At 61.3% G+C, this 21,409-nt stretch carries 26 protein-coding genes; 21 read left to right on the top strand and 5 right to left on the bottom strand.

Annotation, left to right across the window (positions count from 1 at the left end; all coding sequences use genetic code 11):
- Positions 1 to 17 precede the first annotated feature (17 nt).
- From rplR to rplQ, 12 genes are all read left to right on the top strand, one after another.
- The gene (rplR, locus tag VFV96_03430) at positions 18 to 383 is read left to right on the top strand and encodes a 50S ribosomal protein L18 (GenBank protein ID HEU5069447.1); all 366 of its coding nucleotides are present in this window, start codon (positions 18 to 20) and stop codon (positions 381 to 383) included.
- Positions 384 to 388: 5 nt separating this feature from the next.
- On the top strand, positions 389 to 1,030 hold the full coding sequence (gene rpsE, locus VFV96_03425; GenBank protein HEU5069446.1) for a 30S ribosomal protein S5: 642 nt from the start codon (positions 389 to 391) through the stop codon (positions 1,028 to 1,030).
- A gap of 6 nt (positions 1,031 to 1,036) precedes the next feature.
- Positions 1,037 to 1,510, top strand: a complete 474-nt coding sequence (rplO, locus tag VFV96_03420; GenBank protein HEU5069445.1) for a 50S ribosomal protein L15 — start codon at positions 1,037 to 1,039, stop codon at positions 1,508 to 1,510.
- Positions 1,511 to 1,527: 17 nt separating this feature from the next.
- Positions 1,528 to 2,919 carry a preprotein translocase subunit SecY gene (secY, locus tag VFV96_03415; GenBank protein HEU5069444.1) on the top strand — a complete coding sequence of 464 codons (1,392 nt, stop codon included), beginning with the start codon at positions 1,528 to 1,530 and terminating at the stop codon, positions 2,917 to 2,919.
- A gap of 51 nt (positions 2,920 to 2,970) precedes the next feature.
- Positions 2,971 to 3,747 (top strand): type I methionyl aminopeptidase, encoded by a 777-nt coding sequence (map, locus tag VFV96_03410; protein HEU5069443.1) that lies wholly within the window; start codon positions 2,971 to 2,973, stop codon positions 3,745 to 3,747.
- Entirely contained in the window at positions 3,708 to 3,929 is a 222-nt protein-coding gene (infA, locus tag VFV96_03405; GenBank protein HEU5069442.1) for a translation initiation factor IF-1, read from the top strand. The genes map and infA overlap by 40 nt, the downstream gene beginning before the upstream one ends.
- A gap of 3 nt (positions 3,930 to 3,932) precedes the next feature.
- Positions 3,933 to 4,046 (top strand): 50S ribosomal protein L36, encoded by a 114-nt coding sequence (gene rpmJ / locus VFV96_03400; protein ID HEU5069441.1) that lies wholly within the window; start codon positions 3,933 to 3,935, stop codon positions 4,044 to 4,046.
- Between the two features lie 6 nt (positions 4,047 to 4,052).
- Positions 4,053 to 4,448, top strand: a complete 396-nt coding sequence (rpsM, locus tag VFV96_03395; protein HEU5069440.1) for a 30S ribosomal protein S13 — start codon at positions 4,053 to 4,055, stop codon at positions 4,446 to 4,448.
- Positions 4,449 to 4,457: 9 nt separating this feature from the next.
- Positions 4,458 to 5,039 carry a 30S ribosomal protein S11 gene (gene rpsK / locus VFV96_03390; GenBank protein HEU5069439.1) on the top strand — a complete coding sequence of 194 codons (582 nt, stop codon included), beginning with the start codon at positions 4,458 to 4,460 and terminating at the stop codon, positions 5,037 to 5,039.
- Positions 5,040 to 5,070: 31 nt separating this feature from the next.
- The gene (gene rpsD, locus VFV96_03385) at positions 5,071 to 5,679 is read left to right on the top strand and encodes a 30S ribosomal protein S4 (protein HEU5069438.1); all 609 of its coding nucleotides are present in this window, start codon (positions 5,071 to 5,073) and stop codon (positions 5,677 to 5,679) included.
- A 147-nt stretch (positions 5,680 to 5,826) separates the two neighbouring features.
- Positions 5,827 to 6,837, top strand: coding sequence for a DNA-directed RNA polymerase subunit alpha (locus tag VFV96_03380; protein HEU5069437.1), 1,011 nt, complete (start codon positions 5,827 to 5,829; stop codon positions 6,835 to 6,837).
- 22 nt (positions 6,838 to 6,859) lie between these two features.
- Positions 6,860 to 7,330 carry a 50S ribosomal protein L17 gene (rplQ, locus tag VFV96_03375; GenBank protein ID HEU5069436.1) on the top strand — a complete coding sequence of 157 codons (471 nt, stop codon included), beginning with the start codon at positions 6,860 to 6,862 and terminating at the stop codon, positions 7,328 to 7,330.
- An 84-nt stretch (positions 7,331 to 7,414) separates the two neighbouring features.
- On the opposite strand, the gene VFV96_03370 is transcribed toward rplQ, so the two are convergent.
- Together VFV96_03370 and cutA are read right to left on the bottom strand one after the other, a co-directional pair.
- The gene (locus tag VFV96_03370; protein ID HEU5069435.1) at positions 7,415 to 7,996 is read right to left on the bottom strand and encodes a GNAT family N-acetyltransferase; all 582 of its coding nucleotides are present in this window, start codon (positions 7,994 to 7,996) and stop codon (positions 7,415 to 7,417) included.
- A 71-nt stretch (positions 7,997 to 8,067) separates the two neighbouring features.
- Positions 8,068 to 8,391, bottom strand: a complete 324-nt coding sequence (gene cutA / locus VFV96_03365; protein ID HEU5069434.1) for a divalent-cation tolerance protein CutA — start codon at positions 8,389 to 8,391, stop codon at positions 8,068 to 8,070.
- 83 nt (positions 8,392 to 8,474) lie between these two features.
- On the opposite strand from cutA, the gene VFV96_03360 reads away from it, so the two are divergent.
- The 3 genes from VFV96_03360 (at position 8,475) to VFV96_03350 (ending at position 11,833) form a co-directional block, all read left to right on the top strand.
- Complete coding sequence (locus VFV96_03360) at positions 8,475 to 9,599, top strand: glycosyltransferase (protein HEU5069433.1); 1,125 nt, start codon at positions 8,475 to 8,477, stop codon at positions 9,597 to 9,599.
- 71 nt (positions 9,600 to 9,670) lie between these two features.
- A complete protein-coding gene (locus VFV96_03355; protein HEU5069432.1) occupies positions 9,671 to 11,230 on the top strand; it encodes a pseudouridine synthase in 1,560 nt (519 codons plus the stop codon).
- A gap of 93 nt (positions 11,231 to 11,323) precedes the next feature.
- Positions 11,324 to 11,833 carry an SET domain-containing protein-lysine N-methyltransferase gene (locus VFV96_03350; GenBank protein ID HEU5069431.1) on the top strand — a complete coding sequence of 170 codons (510 nt, stop codon included), beginning with the start codon at positions 11,324 to 11,326 and terminating at the stop codon, positions 11,831 to 11,833.
- Between the two features lie 23 nt (positions 11,834 to 11,856).
- Here the strand turns inward: VFV96_03350 and VFV96_03345 are convergent, their stop codons facing one another.
- A complete protein-coding gene (locus VFV96_03345; GenBank protein HEU5069430.1) occupies positions 11,857 to 13,254 on the bottom strand; it encodes a UTP--glucose-1-phosphate uridylyltransferase in 1,398 nt (465 codons plus the stop codon).
- 251 nt (positions 13,255 to 13,505) lie between these two features.
- On the opposite strand from VFV96_03345, the gene VFV96_03340 reads away from it, so the two are divergent.
- Positions 13,506 to 13,853, top strand: coding sequence for an NADH-quinone oxidoreductase subunit A (locus VFV96_03340; GenBank protein ID HEU5069429.1), 348 nt, complete (start codon positions 13,506 to 13,508; stop codon positions 13,851 to 13,853).
- A gap of 18 nt (positions 13,854 to 13,871) precedes the next feature.
- On the opposite strand, the gene VFV96_03335 is transcribed toward VFV96_03340, so the two are convergent.
- Positions 13,872 to 15,200 (bottom strand): response regulator, encoded by a 1,329-nt coding sequence (locus VFV96_03335; GenBank protein ID HEU5069428.1) that lies wholly within the window; start codon positions 15,198 to 15,200, stop codon positions 13,872 to 13,874.
- A 257-nt stretch (positions 15,201 to 15,457) separates the two neighbouring features.
- On the opposite strand from VFV96_03335, the gene VFV96_03330 reads away from it, so the two are divergent.
- On the top strand, positions 15,458 to 16,195 hold the full coding sequence (locus VFV96_03330) for a hypothetical protein (GenBank protein ID HEU5069427.1): 738 nt from the start codon (positions 15,458 to 15,460) through the stop codon (positions 16,193 to 16,195).
- Between the two features lie 9 nt (positions 16,196 to 16,204).
- On the opposite strand, the gene VFV96_03325 is transcribed toward VFV96_03330, so the two are convergent.
- On the bottom strand, positions 16,205 to 16,945 hold the full coding sequence (locus tag VFV96_03325) for a tetratricopeptide repeat protein (GenBank protein HEU5069426.1): 741 nt from the start codon (positions 16,943 to 16,945) through the stop codon (positions 16,205 to 16,207).
- Positions 16,946 to 17,084: 139 nt separating this feature from the next.
- Between VFV96_03325 and VFV96_03320 the strand changes: the two genes are divergently transcribed.
- The 4 genes from VFV96_03320 to VFV96_03305 all read left to right on the top strand — a co-directional run bounded on the left by VFV96_03320 (position 17,085) and on the right by VFV96_03305 (position 21,319).
- The gene (locus tag VFV96_03320; protein ID HEU5069425.1) at positions 17,085 to 18,089 is read left to right on the top strand and encodes an aspartate-semialdehyde dehydrogenase; all 1,005 of its coding nucleotides are present in this window, start codon (positions 17,085 to 17,087) and stop codon (positions 18,087 to 18,089) included.
- A 102-nt stretch (positions 18,090 to 18,191) separates the two neighbouring features.
- On the top strand, positions 18,192 to 19,664 hold the full coding sequence (locus tag VFV96_03315; protein HEU5069424.1) for a sensor histidine kinase: 1,473 nt from the start codon (positions 18,192 to 18,194) through the stop codon (positions 19,662 to 19,664).
- Positions 19,661 to 20,344, top strand: coding sequence for a response regulator transcription factor (locus tag VFV96_03310; GenBank protein HEU5069423.1), 684 nt, complete (start codon positions 19,661 to 19,663; stop codon positions 20,342 to 20,344). The genes VFV96_03315 and VFV96_03310 overlap by 4 nt, the downstream gene beginning before the upstream one ends.
- Before the next feature lie 219 nt (positions 20,345 to 20,563).
- Positions 20,564 to 21,319, top strand: coding sequence for a PEP-CTERM sorting domain-containing protein (locus VFV96_03305; GenBank protein ID HEU5069422.1), 756 nt, complete (start codon positions 20,564 to 20,566; stop codon positions 21,317 to 21,319).
- Positions 21,320 to 21,409 lie beyond the last annotated feature (90 nt).

Genomic DNA, 21,409 nt, shown 5'->3' with positions numbered 1-21,409 from the left:
TCCGTGGTCCAGTCCACATGAAAGTTCAAAAGAAACACGATTTGAAGCGGCGGCGCCACTGGCGCATCCGCACCAAGGTCAATGGGACGACCGAACGTCCGCGCATGAGTGCGTGTTTTACCAACACCCACATCTACGTGCAGTTCATTGACGATACGAAGGGCGCCACCTTGGCGACGGTATCGACCCGTTCGAAAGGGCGGGCTGCCGGTGAAAAGCTCTCGGCCAACGTGAAGAGTGCCGTTGAAATCGGCAAGCAAGCGGCCCAGGCCGCGATGGGAAAGGGCATCACCCGGGTGGTTTTTGACCGTGGCGGCAATCCGTATCACGGCAAGGTCAAGGCGCTGGCGGACGCCGCGCGCGAAGCAGGTCTAAAGTTCTAGTTTCCATGAAAGAAGAAATTGTTGCAGACAACGCGACGCCCGCGCCCGCGCCCGCGCCCGAGCAGCCCGCCGATTCACGTCCCGCACGTGGGCCCCGGGGCCGCCGGCCGAGGTCGTCCGACCAGTCGCGCGAGTTTGGCCAGACGGGCGACGAACTCGTGGAGAAGGTCGTGTTCATCAACCGCTCGGCCAAGGTGGTCAAGGGCGGACGCCGGTTCAATTTCAGCGCCCTCGTTGTCGTGGGCGACAAGAAGGGACGCGTCGGCGTGGGCCTGGGCAAGGCCAGTGAAGTGGCCGACGCCATCCGGCGCGGCGGCGAAATGGCCCGCAACAACATGGTGGGCGTGGCGCTGAACGGCCCGACCATTCCGCACGAGGTTTATTCGCACTTTGATGGCGCAAGGGTTTTGCTGCGCCCGGCGTCACCCGGCACAGGCATCATCGCCGGCAAGACGGTGCGCGCCGTGCTGGAATCGGCGGGGGTGAAGGACATTCTCAGCAAGTCTCTCGGTTCCAAGAATTCCGCCAATGTGGTCAAGGCGACGCTGAACGCCTTGCTGAGCCTCCGCCTGCGCGAGAACATTTACAAGGCGCGCGGCATCGAAATGAAAAAGGCCGAGCCGGCCACGGCGACGGCGACAGCTTAACAGGATATGCGACTTCACGATTTAAAACCTCGTCCGGGTGCCAAGCACCGCCGGAAGCGTTTGGGGCAGGGTGAATCCAGCGGTCACGGCAAAACGTCCGGCCGCGGTGGCAAAGGCCAGACCGCCCGCTCAGGCAGCTCCATCCGCATCGGTTTCGAAGGTGGTCAGATGCCTTTGATCCGCCGCATTCCGAAGCGCGGTTTCAACAACACCCGCTTCGCCACCGTTTATCTGCCGGTGAATGTCAGTTCGTTGAATGACTTTGCCGACGGCACGCGGGTGGATGAAGCCGCGTTGCGCGCCAGCGGGCTGGCGAGCGGCAAGGCCGCCGGCATCAAGATTCTGGGCGACGGTGAGTTGACCAAAAAACTCACGGTTTGTGCGAGCGCCTTCAGCGCTTCCGCCCGGGCCAAGATTGAGGCCAGGGGCGGGACGTGCGAAGTGGTTGCCGGCAAGCAGTCTGAGACCGCCAAGGGTTAAGTTCGGGGAGCCTCTCAATGTTTGCCAACATCGCCAACACCTTCAGCAATTGCTTCAAGATTCCGGAACTAAAATCCCGGATCATCTTCACAATGGTGGTTCTGGCGATCTGCCGCATCGCGGCGGTCGTCCGCATTCCCGGGCTGGATGGCACGGCGCTCGCCAATTTTTTTGCCCAGAACGCGCATGCCAGTTCCTCGGTGCTGGGCATGTATAGCATGTTCACCGGTGGAGCGCTGGAGCACTGCGCCATCGGCGCGCTGGGCATCATGCCCTACATCAGCGCCACCATCATCATTCAGCTGATGACCGCCGTCGTGCCCCAGTTGAGCAAGCTGGCGCGTGAAGAAGGCGGACGTGTGAAGCTGATTCAATACGGGCGCTACCTGACCGTGCTGCTCTGCCTTGGCCAGGGCGCGGCGATGGCGCTGGGCTGGGAAAACCCGAACAAAATATTTGGCGAAGGCATAGGCCGGCTGGTGCTTTACAGCGATTCCATGATCTGGTGGTATCGCATTCAGACCGTTTTGATCCTCACGACCGGCACCATGTTGCTCATGTGGCTGGGCGAACAAATCACCGATCGGGGCATCGGCAACGGCATCTCGCTCATCATCACCATCGGCATTGTGGCCCGCCTGCCACAGGCGTTTCAGGGATTGGTGGACATGTTTGGAAGCTCCGGCAGCGAAAACAAGCTGAAGGTTGGCGAAGCCGGCATTCTCATCGCGTTGCTGGCCGCCGTGATTGCCGGGGTTGTGGCGGTCACCCAGGCTCAGCGCAAAATTCCGGTGCAATACGCCCAACGGGCCGTGGGCCGCAAGGTGTTCGCCGGCGGAACCTCGTTCATGCCGCTCAAGGTCAATTATGCCGGCGTGATGCCGATCATCTTCGCTCAGGCGATTTTGATGTTCCCCCAGAAGTTCTTCATGTTTGTGGGGGGCATGGTGCAAAACAAATTTCTCAAGGACCTCTTCAACTGGTTTTCGATTCATCTGAGCGATGGCTCCGGATTTTATCTGACCATTTATTCGCTGATGATCCTGTTCTTCTCCTATTTCTGGGTGGCCACGCAATTCAATGAATTGCAGATTTCGGACGACCTGAAGAAGAACGGCGGTTATATTCCAGGGGTTCGCCCCGGCCAGGCCACCAGCGATTACCTGCACTTTTCCATGACCCGGATCACGTTCGCCGGCGCGTTCTTTTTGGTCATCATTGCCGTGATTCCCATGCTCCTGTATCGCATGATGGGCGTTCCGTATCCGGTGGCACAATTTTTCGGCGGCACGTCCATGCTGATCACTGTCGGTGTGATGCTGGACACCATGCGTCAGGTCGAGTCGCATTTGTTGATGCGTCATTACGACGGTTTTTTGAAGAAGGGCCGCCTCAAGGGCCGGTTCTAAACCACTGTGATCAGGCCGCCGGGCGAAAGCCGTGGCGTGCCGGCAAAAGCGATGATCATTCTCAAAAGCGAGCGGGATTTGGAGGCGATGCGACCCGCTTGTGGAGTGGCGCGGACGGTGTTGGAGGAGGTGGCCGCGTTCATTCGGCCCGGGCTGACGTTGAAACAGGTGGACAGTTACGCCGCCGAGCGGATTCGCGCATATGGTGCAAAGAGCGCCTTTTTAGGCTATCGCAAGTATCCGTGCCATATTTGCATTTCGGTTAATGACCAGGTGGTGCACGGGCTGGCCATCGACCGCGAATTGCGCTTCGGTGACATTGTCAGCCTCGATGTCGGGGTGGTGCACAACGGGTTCATCGGGGACACGGCGACGACGGTGGCGGTGGGCGGTTGCAGCGTCGAGGCGCAGCGGTTGATGGATGTGACCGAAAAGGCGCTCCATGAAGGCATTGCGCAGGCGGTGGTGGGCAGGCGCGTCACCGACATTTCGCGCGCCATTCAGAACTATGTGGAAGGGAATGGCTTCAGCGTTGTGAGGGAATTCGTGGGCCACGGGGTGGGGCGCTCGATGCATGAGGAGCCGCAGGTGCCAAACTTTGTGGATCCCAAGAGCAATCAGCGCCTGCGTCCGGGAATGACGATTGCCATTGAGCCAATGGTCAACGCCGGATTGCCCGGGGTGAAGATCTTGAATGATGGCTGGACAGTCGTCACGCAAGATGGTTCACTCTCGGCCCATTTTGAACATACGGTTCTGATCACCGAAGCGGAGCCGGAGATTTTGACATGCGCGCACAAGATGCCTTCCGGGTTGAAGGTGTCGTAACGGAAGTCTGTTCGGAGCGCACCTGTCGGGTGAGACTGGCCAATGGCCATGTCGTGTTCGGTTTTGTGCCTGTTCGCCAGAGCGGTCAGGCCCGGCTGCTGGTCGGCCGGAAGGTAAATTTACAACTGTCGCCCTACGACCTGTCGGAGGGGCGAATTTTAGTCGAAGCACATAGCAATTGATTTATGAAGGTTCGCGCGTCAGTCAAAAAACTTTGCGAGCACTGCAAGGTGGTTCGCCGCAAGGGCGTCATTCGGGTGATTTGCACCAACCGGCGCCACAAACAACGTCAAGGCTAGTTCATTATGGCACGTATCATTGGTGTTGAAATCCCGCCGAACAAGCGCATCGAAATCGCGCTGCGCTACGTTTACGGCATCGGGCCCACGAATGCGAAGGAGATTCTGGCCAACGCCGGCATCGACCCCGGCATCCGGGCCAAGGACCTGACGGAAGCCCAGCTTTCCCAAATCGTCCATGCCATTCAGGAGGGCAAGTATGTCATCGAAGGTGACCTGCGCCGCGAAATTGGCATGAACCTCAAGCGCATGCAGGCCATCAAGTGCTATCGCGGCGTCCGCCATCTGCGCGGCCTCCCCGTGCGTGGCCAGCGGACGCAAACCAACGCCCGCACCCGCAAGGGCCCGCGCAAAACGGTCGGCGTGCAACGCAATCCCAACGCCAAAACCGGCATCCACTAATTTATTCGTATGTCCGACGAGACCAAACCGAAGATCGAAGCCGCGGCGGAGAAACCCGCCAAGGCCGCCAAGCCCGCCAAGAAAGAGAAGACCGCTGCGCCGGAAGCCGCCGCCGCTCCCGCGCCTGCTGTTGCGGAAGCCAAGCCTGCAGAAGGACCCGTTGCCGGCAGTGCGCCCACCGCAGCTGAATTGCTGGCTGACGATCTGGCCGGAAAGAAGATCGTCAAGGCCAAGGGTTCCAAGAACATCACGACCGGAGTGGCCAACATTCTGGCGACGTTCAACAACACCCAGGTCAACATCACGGACATGCACGGCAACATCATCGGGTGGTCCAGCGCCGGCCGCGTTGGTTTCAAAGGGTCGCGCAAGAGCACGGCCTACGCCGCCCAGCAGGTGGCGCAGGACGCTGCCCGCCAGGCGATGGCCCACGGCATGCGCGAAGTGGAAGTGCGCGTGAAAGGCCCCGGCTCGGGCCGCGAATCGGCCATCCGTGCCTTGCAGGCCATCGGACTTGAAGTCACGATGATCCGGGACGTCACCCCGGTGCCGCACAATGGCTGCCGACCGCGCAAGAAGCGCCGCGTCTAACCCCCCTTTAGCAACCCAAGACTGATTTGTTATGGCTCGTTACACTGGTCCTCGCGTCCGCATCAGCCGCCGCTTTGGCGTCCCCATTTTTGGGCCGACGAAGTATCTGGAACGCCGTGCTTATCCGCCCGGCATGCACGGCCCCAAGTCCCGCCGGAAATTCACCGAATACGGTTTGGGCCTCATTGAGAAACAGAAGCTGCGTTATTATTACGGACTGATGGAACGCCAGTTCCGGGGCGTTTATGAGAAGGCCATCCGCCGGCGCGGCGTCACCGGCGAACAGATGCTCCAGATTCTGGAAACCCGCCTGGACAACGTGGTTTACCAGCTTGGTTTTGCCAACACCCGTGCGGCGGCACGACAGATGGTCGGACACGGCCACGTGCAGGTCAACGGCCGCAAGGTGAACATCCCGTCCTATGCGCTGCGCGTGAACGACGTGATCACCATCAAGAACAACAATGTCTCGCGCCAGATGGCGACCAAGAATCTGGAGAGCGCCACCAGCCGCGCCGTGCCGGACTGGCTGTCGCTCAGCAAGGACGAGCTCAAGGGGGTTGTCATGCGCATTCCCTCCCGCGATGAGATTCAGCCCATCGCCAATGAGCAGGCCGTCGTTGAATTTTATTCCCGCTAATTGACCACCGGGGTGACGGAAAAGGCGGTGGCGGAGTTCCAGGGAATTACCGCGCACCTTTTTCCGCACCCCAAAACAATTATACGGACTGCGATGCCGCCGGGAATAACGGCGTCGGAGTCAGATTAAAATTGTTGAAAGGAAACCATGCCTATTCGTCTCGGACGTTTTGAAATGCCGAAGCGGCTCACGAAGGATGAGAGCACCGCAACGGACACCTATGCCAGGTTCATTGCCGAACCATTTGAAACCGGTTACGGCCACACCATCGGCAACTCCCTGCGCCGCGTGCTGTTGAGCTCGCTTGAAGGCGCGGCCATCACCTCCGTCAAGATCGACGGCGCGATGCATGAGTTCGCCGTGGTTGATGGCGTCGTCGAGGACGTGACCGAAATCGTCCTCAACCTCAAAAAGATCAAGTTCAAGGCCAACACGCGCGACCCTCAAACCCTGTTGCTCTCCGTCAACAAGGAAGGCGCCGTCACGGCGGCGGACATTCAGGTCAACCAGAACCTCGAACTGGTCAATCCCGACCAGCACATCTGCACGCTCGACAAGAAAAAGAAGTTCGAGATGGAACTCGAGGTGAAGGTCGGCCGCGGATTCTGCCCGGGTGACGAAAACAAGAAGCCCGGCCAGGCCATTGGCGTGATCGCCATTGATTCCATTTTCTCGCCCGTCACGCGCGTTCGTTACGGCGTCGAAGCGGCCCGCGTTGGCCAGCGCACGGACTATGACCGTCTGGTCGTGGAAGTCTGGACGGATGGGCGGATGACACCCGACGATGCGCTGACCCAGTCGTCGGCGATTTTGCAGCACCACCTCGATGTGTTCGTTGGCTATGACAAGAACGCCGTTGAGTTCGAAGAGGTGGCGGACCGGCAGGATGACGAAAAGGCCAAGCTCAAGAAGCTCCTCAACATGAGCGTCAATGAAATTGAGCTGAGCGTGCGTGCTGCCAACTGCCTGAACAACGCCAACATCACCACCGTTGGCCAGCTGGCGATGAAGAGCGAGCAGGAGATGCTCAAGTATCGCAACTTCGGCAAGAAGTCCCTGAATGAAATCAAGGACAAGCTGCAGGCGTTGGGCCTGGCGCTCGGCATGACGTTCGAGGCCGAACTGCTCGACGGGCCGAAGGATGACAAAAAGGTCTGAGTGACCGGCAGGATGATTTTTTATGCGACATCTTAAAAGAACCGCCAAGTTGGGCCGCACGAGCGAGCATCGGAATGCGATGCTGGTCAACCTCGTCGCCAGCCTGATCAAACACAAGCGGGTGACCACGACGCTGGCCAAGGCCAAGGCCGCCCGTTCCGTGGCCGAGAAAATGGTCACCCTCGGCAAGAAGGGCACCATCCACGCCCGCCGGCTGGCCGCCGCGCGGCTGCGCGCGCAGGGTCGATCACTCGAACAGAGCAAGGAAGAGCGCAAAAAGTGGCGTCAGAACGAGGATGTGGTGCATATCCTGTTCGATCAGATTGCCCCCGTCTTCAAGGACCGTAAGGGCGGCTATACGCGCATCGTCAAGCTGGGCGAGCGGCGTGGTGACGTGGCCAAGATGGCTATTTTGGAATGGGTGGAACTGCCTGCCGCGGGCGAACCGGCGCCGGAACCGGCCGCGGCCAAGCCTGAAGGTGAGCAGAAGTAAGCCCAAATCTTTGAAAATGCAAAAGCCCGCTCGTTCGAGCGGGCTTTTTTGTTTTCGGATGTCGCTGGCCGGGCGGTTTGTGCTTCAGCCAGCACTGGCGTATTCCTCGTCCGTTTTCAGTTCCAAGCCCATCAATACATAGTCGTGTTTGATGGCCTGCATGTCCTTCACGTATTCATCGAGGCGCAGCAGGTGGCTGAAGCCGAGCATGGCGAACAGCTTCATGCCGGCCTCCTGCTCTCCGAGAAATTCCGCCTCCGCCTTTTCCAGGCCGGCGTTGCGCGCCAGGTCAATCACTTCCTCGACAAGCAGCCGGGCGGTGCCGTGCCCGCGAAACTGCGGGTGCATGAGCACGCTGATCCGTCCGATGTGGCGCTTCCAGCCGCCCAACTGTTGGTGCAGGGTGGCGGTGCCGATGATTTTGTTCTCGGCCAGCGCAAGGAGCGGGAAGTTGCGGCCGTAGTCGATGTGCTGGCACCAACTGCGGATGACCGCCGCGTCCTGAACACGATGTTTGATGAACATGCGTTCCTTTTCGGGAATCGCCTGGAAGAATTCGAAGAATGCCCTCTCATCGTCGCGCTGCAGCGGACGTAATGTGCACTTGAATCCGTCCTTCAAGGTGACTTTTTTAGGGTATTTGTGGAGGTGTAGTTCAATCGACATAAGTCTCCTTTGTTGGTTGTGATGCCAATCTGCCCAACCCTTTTCCCTGCGGCAAGTCTCCTCTCGCCATTTCAACAGCTCGCCGCGAGCCAGTCGAGATAACGCTGCGAGCCGGCGTGCAGTCCCAGCACAACAAACTCCGGGGTGTCGTAAGGGTGCTGTTGGTGGACCAGCTCCTCCAATTGCGCCAGCCGGGTGCGACGGGTTTTCAAAACCAGCAGCACTTCGTGGGCGGACTCGATTTTGCCCTGCCACCAGTAATGCGACTCAACTTTGGGGATCAGGTTGGCACAGGCAATCAGCCGGGCGCGCAACGCCTGTCGGGCGAGCCGGCGGGCCACGACCGGACTGGGGGCGGTGACCAGAACCAGGGCAAATCCAGAGGCGCGTTTCATGGCCCCACACTGCCCCGGTGCCGCCGCGGGTTCAACGCGATTCCCGTTGCTCTCCATCGCCGGTCCGGCGCAAATTCCCGCCCATGCGAATCCTCATAGCGACGGCCACCGCGGGGGGCGGCCACCTCGCGGCGGCGGCGGCGGTCGAAGAAGCGTGGCGCAACCTGCGGCCCGCCGACGCGCTGGAAAAGCTCGATTTGGTGCAGTTTTTTTCGCCGCTGCACCGGCGCATTCATGCGGACGGCTACGAAAAAATGGTCGAACATGCGCCTGAACTTTGGGGCATGCTGTTCAGCAAGACGGATGATCCGAAGGTGGTGGCCCGCTTGAACCGTCTGCGGCGGGTGTTCACCCCCACGTCCAGCCTCAAGCTGGAAAAGCATGTCAAGCGCAGCAAGCCCGACGTCATCATCTGCACCCACTATTCTCCGCTGGAAGTGCTGGCCCGCCTCAAGCGCGGGCCCGGTGCGCCGGCGCCTTACGTTGTCAGCGTGGTGACGGATTTTGAGGCCCACGCGTTGTGGATGAGCGATTGTGTGGACCTGTATTGCGTCGCGGCGGAGGCCACGTGTGCGCGGCTGGTGGCGCGCGGTGCCGCCCCCGCCAATGTGGCGGTGACTGGCATTCCGATTTCGGCCCGGTTTGCACAGCCGGTGGAGCCACGCGAAATCTGCCAGCGCTTCGGTTTGCGCGACGACCAGCCGGTGGTTCTGCTGCTGGGCGGCGGCTTTGGCTGGGGGCCAATCTCCGAAACGCTGGCCGAGCTGGACAAGATTGAAGCCCGTTTCCAGACGCTGGTGGTGTGCGGCCGAAATCAAGAGCTTCGGCGTGAAGTGGCGGCGCAGGATCGCCGGCATCCGACGCATGTGCTGGGTTTCGTGTCGAACATGAACGAGTTGATGGCGGTGTCGGACGTGGTCATCACGAAGCCCGGTGGGCTCACGACGTCCGAGGCGCTGGCCAGCGGCCTGCCCATGGTGGTGATCAATCCCATCCCCGGCCAGGAAGCCGCCAACAGCGATTTTCTCCTGCAAGCCGGGGCCGCCATCAAAGTCAACCGGATCGAGGAAATGTCCCATCGCCTCGGCCAGTTGCTGGGCGGCAAGAAGCTGGCCGCGATGAGCAAGGCGGCCCGTGCGGTCGGCCGGCCCACGTCGGCCCGGAATGTTTGCGAGGCGGTGTTGCAGCGTATTGCGCACCTGAAGTGACGGCTGCCCGCGCCCGGAGCGGGCGTGCGATTAACTTTGGCCTCTGCGCGGCGAGGTGTTAGGCTCCGTTCGTGGCCAAGTTGCCTTACATCGAATTCGCCAACGGCTTTCGCATTCCCATCCTCCACGAGGATCGGAACGTCATCGCCATCGACAAACCGCAGGGCTGGATGCTGGCGCCCGTTTCGTGGCAGAGCACCGGCCGGAATCTTTTTGCCGCCCTCACATCGTCCGTAAACGCCGGTGATTTCTGGGCCAAATCACGGAATCTGAAGTTCGTCCGCTTCGTTCACCGGCTCGATGCCGACACGTCGGGTGTGCTGCTGCTCGTCAAAACACCCGGCGCGCTCCCGGCCTTCACGGAATTGTTCGAGGACCGCAAGGTGGAGAAGATTTATCTGGCGGTCGTGCACGGCATGCCCGAAGTGGTGGAGTGGAAATGCCGGCTGCGTATTGCGCCCATGCCCGACCGGCCCGGACGAATGGAAATCAACAATGCACAGGGCAAGGACAGCGAAACCCTGTTCCGGGTGATCGACAAGCGGGCTGACCGGGCGCTCGTCATGTGCTGGCCGCTCACGGGCCGCACGCACCAGATTCGCCTGCACCTGGCTGCCGTCGGACATCCGGTTTGGGGCGATGAACTTTACGGACCCGTGCCGGTCACGACCTCGGACAAGACGGAATCAAAACTCGCACTGCGGGCCATCCACCTCAGCTATCGCGACCCGTTCCTGGCGGAACCGGTGCACATTGCCGCGGCATCGGACGCCTTCCTCAAAGCCCATGGGTTTGACCCGGCCAATGCCGCATTGCAGAACCGGACGGCGCCGGAGCGGGCGTTGGAGCATCCCAAGGCCCGCTTGGAGGAGCGGCGGCGCGTGGAAAAGGAAAAACGTCAAGAGGAACGCAGTCAGCGCCGGCATGAAGCGCAGGAAGGCGAATGGGAATCGCGTCCCGCGCGATCTGACTGGCAGCAGGACGAGGCATTTGCGGCGCAGGCCGACGCGGCCGGCGAAGCCCGACGATCACCCCGTTCCTTTGACCGCCGCCAGCCGGCGGAAGGCCGTTTCAGCGCCCGCCCGCGACGAAGCGAAAGCGGCGCCAGCCGGTTTGGCGAGGCGCGATTTGGGCGGAAGCCCTTCCGCGGCCCGCGTGAGTTTGCGGACGGCGTAGGCGGGCGCGAAGCCCGCCGTCCCGGCAGCTTTGCGCGCGGCGACCGCCGCTCCGGCGGCAACCGTCCCGGCTCGTTTGATCGGTCCGGTGGCGGCCGGCCGGACCGGGAGGGAAATCGCTTTGAGCAGGATTTTCGTCGGCCTCGGCGTCCCTATGGCAATTCCCGCGAGGGTGATGCAGGACGTGAGCCGCGCCGCCGCGCCGCGGGTGGCGGGCCCGGCGTTTTCAAATCCTCGGCCCAGTATGGTCTGAAAGCCGGTTTTCAAAAGTCCGGCGCTTTTCCGGCAAGCAGCCGTCGCCCGTTTGGCGCCGGTCCAAAACGCGAAATGCTGCGCACCGGGGAAGGCAAACGTCCGTTCCGTTCGCAGCAGGGCGAACGCGGCGCCGGGCAGTTCCGCGGTGGCAAACCGGGCTGGAAGAAGAAGACAGGACCGCGGTCGTTCCGCAAATTCTGACGCGAACACTGCAACTGTTTTTCGGCGCGAACAGCCGCTTGAATTGTGCGGTTCGTCGGGCAAAGTAATCCCCGTTTGGAGGCAATGGTTTTCATGAACAGCACTCAACCACCCGCGACGACGCCCGCTGAATCGGGCGACTCGAAGCATTCCCTGGTGCGCTTCACCTATTCATCGATTCACGGCACAGGCGGCTTTGCCCGGTGCGACATTCCCGCCGGCACGCGGGTCATCGAATATGTGGGGGAGCGGATCGACAAGGCCGAGGCCCGGCGGCGCTGCGAAGCCGACAACCGCTACATCTTTTACCTCAACGAGGCATGGGACATCGACGGCGACGTGCCCTGGAATCCGGCGCGCTTTCTCAACCACAGTTGCGTGCCCAATTGCGAATCGGAACTGGACGAGGACGCAGGACGCGTCTGGATCATTGCACTGCGCGACATCAAGGCGGGCGAGGAACTGTCCTTCAACTACGGTTATGACCTGGCCGACTATCTTGATCATCCGTGCCGGTGCGGCGCGCCGGGGTGCGTGGGCTACATCGTATCGGAGGAACACTTCGACCATGTGCGGTCCCGGGCGGCCAAAAAGGCGAACTGAAGCCGGCATCCGCCGGCATTCCATTACAGCATCAGATTCGTGTCGGTATAATCTCCCGGTGGCAATGCCTTGGGCGAGTCGGAGCGGTTCGTGATCGCCACCTTTCCCTGAAAGACGTTGGCCGCGCTGAACTGAACCGCACCGTTCACGGTCAGCGAATCGCAACTTCGCAGGGAAGGCACGCCGTGGTGCGTCAAGGCGTCGAGCTGGTCCACGAGCTTGTAATGGGCGCCGTCCAGATTGAGCGCGGGTGGTTGCCCATGCCGTTCCGGTCGCATTTCAATGCGCCAGTCCGGCGTGGTCTCATAGGCGTCCGACCGGACCGCGAGCAGGTCGGCGCAGGTTTTTACCGGCGCAAAGCGGGTGCGCGGCACCACAATGGCGCCGGCATTTTCAAAACATTCAATCGCGGCGCCCATGGCGGTCTCCAGTTGGGCGACCTTGGGTGACTGGCCGTCGCGTGGATCCACGGTTTTGATGTTCTTGATCAAGGGCAGGGGGATCATGCCGCCGTGCCGGGCCAGCACTTCAGCCAGCAAATCCAGACGCACCCAGAGATTGTTCGTGTTGAAGAACCGATGGCGGGCGATGTCTTGAAACGCGGCTTCGTCGGCGGCCGGACATTGCGCGGACTCGCGCAAGAGCAACCGCCCGGCGCGCTGGGCGAGGTGACCGCCCTTGCGATCAGCCGCAGTGCGCTCGCAGACTTCCATGAGAAACGGCTGGTTCGACTGCGCGAAGTAATTCAGCAATGGCAGGTCCAGACTGGCGCCGAGATTGTCGGAATTCGAGACGAACAGGTATTTCACACCGGCGTCCAGCAGCCGTTGCAACCAGCCCGATCCGGCGAGTGCGGCGAACAAATCGCCATGGCCGGGCGGACACCATTCCAGTTGCGGGTTGGCGGGCCAGCGGGCCGGGCGCAGCGTGGCCAGATCCACCTTGGGCACGAAGTTCTGCATCAACTCCAGCCCTTTGGGTTCGCCCAGTTCGGGATGCTTTCGCAGGGCGGCCAAGGTGGGTGCGCTGGTGCTGAAGCTGTTCATCAGCAGAAATCGCAGTGGCACCGAATGCGTCCGGCGCAGGTGCAAAATCTGGCGGGCAATCAGATCGAGAAAGGTTTCGCCGTCCCTGACCGGCAGGAGCGACTTGGGTGATTCGAGCCCCATGCTGGTGCCGAGACCACCATTGAGCTTCAGCACAACCGTTTGCCCCAGCAGTTGGATGTTTGGCCGGGCGGTCCGGGGCAGTTCCTCATACCGCGGCAGCGCGGAGACCGGCTGGATGCTGGCCTCGGGAATCTGGCCGGTCTGCCCGGCGACCAGCGCTGCGTAATTGTGGCGGAACGCGGTGATGCAGGCATCGTTCAAGCCGGCCGCCCGCATTTTGCTTTCAAACTCGGCAAATTGGTTAGCTTCCATGATGGCGCAGGGTGCGCCGGGGTGATGTAGCGGGAAACGTTGGCAGGGAAAACACGGAAATTCCGGATTTCTCCGAAATCAGTCGAAGTCATGGTGTCGGCCAAGCCTTCTGTTCAACTCACGTTCCAGATGCAGATGCCAGAGGATGTTCGTTGCCTGGCGCATTGGGGAAACGCCTTGAACTGGATGGCCCGACGCCTACAATCCGGTGCGTGGAGACGACGCAACTTCAGCAGTATTTGCCGGTCCTGATGCTCGGCTGCTTGGCGGTCCTGTTCACCGGCGGCATGCTCGTGGGCTCAGTGATGCTTGGCCGGTCCGCGAAACGGTCCAAGATCAAGGATACGGCTTACGAGTGCGGCATGCTCCCCATTGGCGAGGGCAGCACGCGTCTTTCGGTAAAGTTCTACCTGGTGGCGATGCTGTTCATCCTCTTCGACATCGAAGTGGTCTTTCTCTATCCGTGGGCGGTGGTTTACAAGGACATGTTACGTCACCAGGCGGGCCTGATTTTGGGCGCCATGCTTTCCTTCCTGGGAATTCTCGTCGTGGGTTACGTCTATGCCCTGAAGAAACGGGCGCTGGATTGGAAGGGCTGAGCGCGCCGCGCGGCTGGCTCACGTTTCGCCGCCGGCCGGCTTCGGGGTGTTCAGTTGAACCACCATCCCTTCGCGGGCGGCCTCAATCTCGATGGTCGAATGCCGCTGTGCGGCCAGTTGCCGGGCCTGTTCCACCATGGAACCAATCTTCGCGTCGTCGTGGTCCGGATCGTGGTGAAAGAGGTAAAGCCGTTTGGCGTGGGCCGCGATGGCGAGTTCAACGACGTCGTTCACACAGCCGTGGCCCCAGCCCTTGTGCCGTTCGTATTCTTCCGCATCGTATTGGGCATCCAAAATCAACACATCCGTGTCCCGCAGGAACTCGACCAGCTTGCGCGATTCGCTCTGCGCAAAGCGGGTGTTGACGGCCGGCGGACTTCCCTCGGGCCGGTGATGGAGCCGGTTGGGCGGTTCGTTGTCCGGGAAAAAAGCCACGGAGCCGGCCTGGGTCGTCAGCCGGTAGCCCACACAAATGCCCGGGTGGTTGGCGAAGAATGCCTGCACGCGAACGTTGCCCACCGGGAAATCCATGTCCCGCAATTCATCAATCTCGACGTTGCTGGGCAGTTCCTCGAAACCCACGGGGAAGTAGGGGCTTTCCATCTGGCTGGAGAGGACTTTGAACAGCCCGTTGCGCGCCCCTTCGTAGCCGAAGATGCGGATGCGGTTGTTGGACCGGTAAAGAGGTTGAAAGAACGGCAGCCCCTGGATGTGGTCCCAATGCGTGTGGGTGAGCAGGATGTCTAACTGCAGGGGCTGTTCCTTGAATTCGCGCGTCAGTTCACGGCCCAGCGCGCGCAAGCCCGTGCCTGCGTCCAGGATGATGATCTGACCGTGGGCGCGCAGTTCGACGCATGCCGTGTTGCCACCGTAACCAACCGTGGCCGGACCGGGCGTGGCAATCGAACCGCGCACGCCCCAGAATTTCAACCAGACGCGTTCGTCTGCAGCACCGGCGGCCGGCGGCGGAGGCGTGGTGGTCGGGCTCTCAACAAGCTCCTGCAACATGTGCACCAGCGTGGGCACATCGAACGGTTTCACAAAATAAGCGTCGGCTCCTGCTTCCAGGGCGGCCTGCCGGTCGCTGGGAAACGAGCGGCCCGTGGTGATGACAATGCGCGTGCCGCGCAATTGGGGATCGGACCGCAAATTCTGGCAGACTTGGAACCCGTTGCCGCGCGGCATCAACAGGTCACAGACCACGACCGCCGGCCGGTGTTCGCGGATCAGCTCCATGGCGCGCTCGCCGTTGTCCGCCTCCCAAAAAGCCCAGCCGCCGGTTCGCAACTGGTCGGCCACCAGCGCGCGGTAATCCGCGTCGTCATCGACGATCAGGGCTGATCTCATGCGTCGGTCCGGTCTGGTTTGGGTTCACTTCAACGGCCATTTCTATTCCAATCACGCGTCACGCCATCCGCTGAAACTTCCAGGGTGGGATTCACCAGCCGGGCCGCCCGGCTTCCGGGCAATCTAACGTCGGTCGCGCCTGATTCAATCCCTAGTTTTTGGGAGGGCGATTCGGGGTTGCGCGGGGGACCGGTTCATGCCTCCATGTGCGGCGTGGCCGGGCACGCACTGGCCCGGAAATTCTTCTCCACATACGTATGGGTGAAATCATCCCCGTCAACGGGCTTTCCAATCGCGAGTTTCTTGAACGTTACGCCGCGCCGGGCCGGATCGGGCTGGCGGGCGGAACCACCCTCGTGGATCAGGCCATCTGTCGCGCGCAACGACACCTGCATGACCGGCGTCAATGGGGCGTTTGGTCGCACGCCTTTGTATTTGAAGGGGTGCGGGTGGACGGCCATCACTGGGTGGTGGAATCGGACATCCAAATCCATCGCAAACACATTCAACTCGGCGTGCAGGAAAATCGCGTCACGAAATACCACGATGAGGGACTTTATTCCTCGCTGGCCGTTCTGGACTTCGGCCTGTCGGCGGAACAGGTGAAGACGCTCGTTTGTGAGGGGCTGGAACTCGTGGCCAATCACGAGCGCTACTCCATCCGTGAACTGTTCGGCACCTTGATTGCCCTGCGCCATGCACCCTTGCGGGCGGAGGCGAATCTGCTGGCGCGCGAACGGTCCATTTTTTGTTCGGCATTCGTGCGGCACATTTTTCGCCGGGCAGGCATGGATTTGGTGCCCGGGGTGGACGTGAAGAACACGGCACCCGAGGACATTGCGAACAGCGGCTTGCCGCACACCCGCTACACGCTGCTGCGGGACGTGGCGCACAACCGCGTGGAGGCACTCGGACGCCGGGTCAAATTGCGCGTCAAAGCGCGGCTGCGTCAGGTCCGGCGAAAGGCGGCGAGCGGAAAGCCGGCGGGCGGGTGAACGGCGGGCTTATGCCTCCTCTTCGGCGGTGGGTTCGGCTTCTCCTTCCGTCCCGGCCTCGGCATCCGCCAGCGCCTTTTCTTCGGCTTCAATTTCCAGCATGGCGTAGTGCACGCCGAGATTATGCTGGGCGGTTTTGTCCCCCTGTTTGGCGGCGCGAATGAACCAGCGGACGGCCTGGCGATTGTCGGGCTCCACGCCGCGGCCGGTCTGATAACACAGGCCGAGATTGCACTGGGCGGGGGCGCATTCCTGTTCGGCGGACAGCCGATACCAGCGGACCGCTTCCGCGAAGTCCTGTGGGACGATCTGGCCGGTTTCGTGGTAAACGCCGAGATTGAACTGGGCCTGCGGTTCGCCTTGTTCCGCGGCGGCTTGGAACCATTTGAAGGCCTCCGCAAAATTCTGCGGGACGCCCTGGCCGGTTTCGTAGAGGACGCCGAGGTTGTATTGGGCGGCGGGGTCACCTTGTTCGGCCGCTTCGCGATACCATTTGGCGGCTTCGCCAAATTCCTGCGGCACGCCAATGCCGGACTGATAGCAGAAGCCGAGGTAACATTGGGCCACGGGATCGTTCTGGTCGGCCGCCTTGCGATACCAGCGCACGGCCTCGACGGGATCCGGCGCGACGCTCTGGCCGGTCTGGTAGCAGACTCCCAGGTAGCATTGTGCCTGCGGGTCGCCTTTTTCGGCGGCCTCGCGCATCTCGTCAAACGACGTCCAAGTGCGGCGGCCTCGGCTGATGGGCATGGTGTTGGATCCCAAATTCCAAGCAAATGACGGCCACTTGCTTCGGAGACAGAGTAGTTTCGCTCCGGCCGATTTCAAGGGCAATACCGGCCGCCTCACGTTGACACGCTGCGCTTCGCGGGTATCCTCCCGCCGCTTTATGAATCGCAATCCGCATGTGGCCGTGGTCGGCGCGACGGGCGCCGTTGGCATTGAAATGATCAAAACCTTGGAAAAGCGTCAGTTTCCGGTCGGGAAGCTGACGCTGCTGGCTTCGGCCCGGTCGGCCGGCAAGAAGCTGAAATTCAAGGGCACGGACATCACAGTGCAGGAATTGACCCAGGATTCGTTTGCGGGCATCGACCTCGCGCTCTTCAGTGCGGGTGGCAGCATTTCCAAGGAGTTCGCGCCCATCGCGGCCAAGGCCGGCTGCGTGGTGGTGGACAACTCGAGCGCCTTCCGGCAGGACGACAACGTCCCGCTGGTGATTCCGGAAATCAACGCGGAGGACTGCCGGTGGCACAAGGGCATCATTGCGAACCCCAACTGCACCACGGCCATCACCCTGATGGCGTTGTATCCGTTGCACAAGGCCTTTGGCGTGAAGCGCATTTTTGCCTCCAGTTATCAGGCCGTGTCCGGCACGGGCGCCAAGGCGCTCGAGGAACTGGAACGGCAGGTTGGCCAGATTGTCAACCAGCAGCCGGTAACCAAGGAGGTTTACCCGCATCAGATCGCGTTCAACGTGCTGCCGCAGGTCGATGCCTTCCTGCCTTCGGGTTACACCAAGGAGGAAATGAAGATGGAAAACGAGGGACGCAAGATCATGCATCATCCTTCCTTCCGGGCCAGTGTGACCTGCGTGCGGGTGCCCGTGTATCGCTCGCATTCCGTGGCCGTAAGTGCCGAGTTCGAGCAGCCCGTCACCGTGGCCGCGGCGCGCGACGTCCTCAAACAGGCGCCCGGTCTGGATCTGGTGGACGAGCCGGAGAACAAAAAGTATCCGATGCCCCTGTTCACGTCCGAGAAATACCATTGCGAGGTCGGGCGCATCCGCCGGGACTGCGCCATGGAGAACGGCCTGGCCTTCTGGGTCTGCGGCGACCAGTTGCTCAAGGGCGCCGCCTTGAACGCCGTGCAGATTGCCGAAGTGTTGGTGAAGTAGCCGCCTTTGAAGCCCGGGCCAGGCTGTTCCCCATGAATCCGGGCAACGGCATCAACGGTGAAGACCTCCCACAAAACCCTCACGCTTCAAGGACACCGGCACATGGAAGCGTGGTGTGGCGAAGCGGGCCGGGCGCGCAGGACACTCCAAGGCAATCACGAGGTCAGGCGGATGAGCGCGGCGGTCATGTTGGCCGTCGCGTTTCTGGCCGTTGCGTTTCCCGCACGGGGCGCGATTTTGTGGAGCCATCCTGGAGCGGTCCTGGTTTGCAACAACGGCGACGGGGAGGACATTCTTCACGGGGCAATTCCGCCACAGACCACCAATTCGTCTGGCACGCTTTATTTTCGTATCAAGGTCGATCCGATTTCCGACACGGCCGCGAAGGTGATCAATCAATTCGAGGCCGGATTCATGCTGGTGGCAAAACGGCAGGAGCACTTGGGCATCGGCAATGCCGGAGGGGCCATGGCTTACTCGGCCCTGCATGTGCCCAAGGCACCGAAGGGCTTCCAGGATTTCAACTCGGCGTCTCCCGATCCGCCGTTTGCCTACGAGTATATGCGGGCCGGCACGCCGCGGTATATCGTTTTTAAAATTGATTACGAGCCCGGTCGGGACGCGCGCGTCACGGTCTGGCTGAACCCGGATCTTTCCACCGGGGCGACCGAATTCAACCAGCCCAGGAACATCGTGGTTCATTTTGAGACCGACGCCACCTTCGACGAATTCCGCCTGATCCATCGGGGCTACGGTGGGGGCTGGAAGTTCAGCGAGATGGTGGTGGGAACGTCATTTGAAGACGTGCTGTTGCGGCATTTCTGGCAGGCATGGTGGTTCGTGGCGATCTGCGTGGCGATGTTGCTGGCGGCGGTGGCGGGGGCGGTGCAGCTGTTGGAACGGCGGCGTGCCCAGGTCCAAATCCAGCAGCTTGAAAAGGAGCGGGCGGTCGCGACGGAGCGGACCCGCATCGCCCAGGACATTCACGATGAAGTGGGGGTAAGCCTCACAAAAATCAGCAAGCTCAGCGATTTGATGGAGCTGCATGAGCAGGTCAGGGAGGCGAACGCCGAGACGCGCCAGACCATTGCAGCAACGGCCCGCGACACCATCCGGGCCATGGACGAAATCGTCTGGGCGATCAATCCCCGGAACGACACGTTGAAGGAAATGGCCGACTACCTCGTGTATTTCATGAAGGATCTGCTGGGTTCAACCACCATCGCCTGCCAGTTGCAGGTGCCGCTGGCCCTGCCTGACCTGCCGGTGACGGCCGAGGTCCGGCACGCCCTGTTCATGGTGGTCAAGGAAGCCTTGAACAACGCCGTCAAGCATGCGGCCTGCACGGAAATCCAGCTCGCTTTGCAGGTGGGAGAAAATCAAATTTCCATCCGGGTGGCGGACAACGGCACAGGCTTCCGGCTCGATCAAGCCACCGGCGTGGGAAATGGCCTGGAAAACATGCAGCGACGAATGAGCGCCATCGGCGGTGGGGTGGAATTTGCCACCCGGCCGGGAGCGGGCACCGACGTGAGATTTTATTTTCCGATCCGCCGGGGGAAAACCGCATCATGAAAACTACCGGTGACAAAAACCGTTCCGCCACCGCCCGGATCAAGGTGGTGATCGTCGAGGACCAGGCCTGGTTGCGGGAAAATCTGGCCCGGGAAATCAACAGCGATCCGGACTTGAACTGCGTCAATGCGTATCGAACAGCGGAGGCAGCCCTGCGGGGCATCCCCAATGATGCGCCCGACGTGGTGCTGATGGACATCAACCTGCCGGGCATGGACGGTGTGGAGTGCGTCAAACGGCTCAAAACGCTCTGGCCGGAAGTGCGGTGTCTCATGCTGACGGTCTATGAGGAGAGCGAGAAAATTTTCAATTCGCTGCTGGCCGGCGCCAGTGGTTACCTGTTGAAACGCACCAGCACCGGGGAGTTGTTGGAGGCGATCCGGCAGGTGCATGGCAGCGGCTCGCCCATGTCGAGCAGCATTGCCCGCAAGGTGGTGGCTTACTTCAACCAGATCGGCGCCGCCAAGGACGACAGCGTGGCCGCCCTGTCTCCGCGGGAACAACAAGTGCTGGAACTGCTTGCCAAGGGCTCGACTTACAAGGACATCGCGCATCAGCTATCGCTCAGCATCGAAACCGTCCGCATGAACGTGAAGCACATATACGCCAAGCTGCACGTCCATTCGCGGGGTGAAGCGGCGGCGAAATATCTGCAGCCCCCGCCTTTCGTGGTGCCGTAAAACACGGGCCGGCGTGACCGGGCATCAATGGCGCTGAACCCCGCGCGATGGGTTTTGATGTTCCCGCCTGCGGCCGACTCCAACTGGTTTGGCATACACCCGTTTATGGGTATTGTTGCGCCCCGCAGCAGTTGTAGCCTCTCCCGCCGATCCCCTTGAGCCGGTCGCTCAAAAACGACCCGGGGTGACATTTGGATTCCTAAAACAAAAAACCTGCGCATGAAACAACCGCTCTTCCGTCGCTCAATTCACGTTTTGACTCCCTTGTTTGCCGGCCTGGCGCTGGCAGCCTGCCCGTCCCTGTGCCGCGGAAGCACTGTGTTTTCTGATGATTTTAGCGAAGCTCCGGGAACCTTGATCATCGGCAAAGCCGCGGACGTCGGGGGGCTTTGGGGCGGAAGCGCCGGGGCCAATCCGGGCCCGGCGGCCGTCAGCGCGGCCAATTCGTTGGACACCAGCGGCGATCAGCGGCTGCTGTTCAACAGCTTCACCGCCGCTTTGGGAGCCGGCGAGGTGCTCACGCTTTCTTTCGACACGCTTCCGCCGTCCAATGGTGCGTCACTCAACAATGGCTGGGCGGGAATCAGCCTGTATGCGGGTTTTGTGGACGCCAACAACCCGGGATCGGAAACAATGTTTGCGGGCGATCCCAGCGCTTCTGCCTGGGGCACGGACGGCTCCATTGGCCGCTACTTTGGTGCCGACAGCACGCTGAACAATCACCTGACGCTGACTTACGAATACGACACCGGCGCCTGGACGTTCTCATCCTCCGGGTTTTCTGCCAGCGGCACCGGACCGGCCGGCCTGGCGCTTGACGGGTTGAGAATCGGCAACGGCAACAGCGCTGACATCAACCTGGACAACCTGACCGTGGACATCAGTCCCGTGCCGGAGCCGTCATCGCTGGCGCTGGTTGGGGCGGGCGTGGGGTTGCTGGCGGTTTTGCGTCGTCGTTCCGGACGCGGAATGTGAGTTTATTGGCTCGTGATGAACGACTCCCCGGCATTCGTTGAGGTGAATGCCGGGTTTGTTGTCCGTCCATTCGATGCGCAAATTGAATTG

This window comes from Verrucomicrobiia bacterium (genome assembly GCA_035765895.1).
In the GTDB taxonomy this organism is placed as follows: domain Bacteria; phylum Verrucomicrobiota; class Verrucomicrobiia; order Limisphaerales; family DSYF01; genus DSYF01.
The sequence above is the reverse complement of the archived record's forward strand: the minus strand, read 5'-3'. Positions and strand labels throughout refer to the sequence as shown.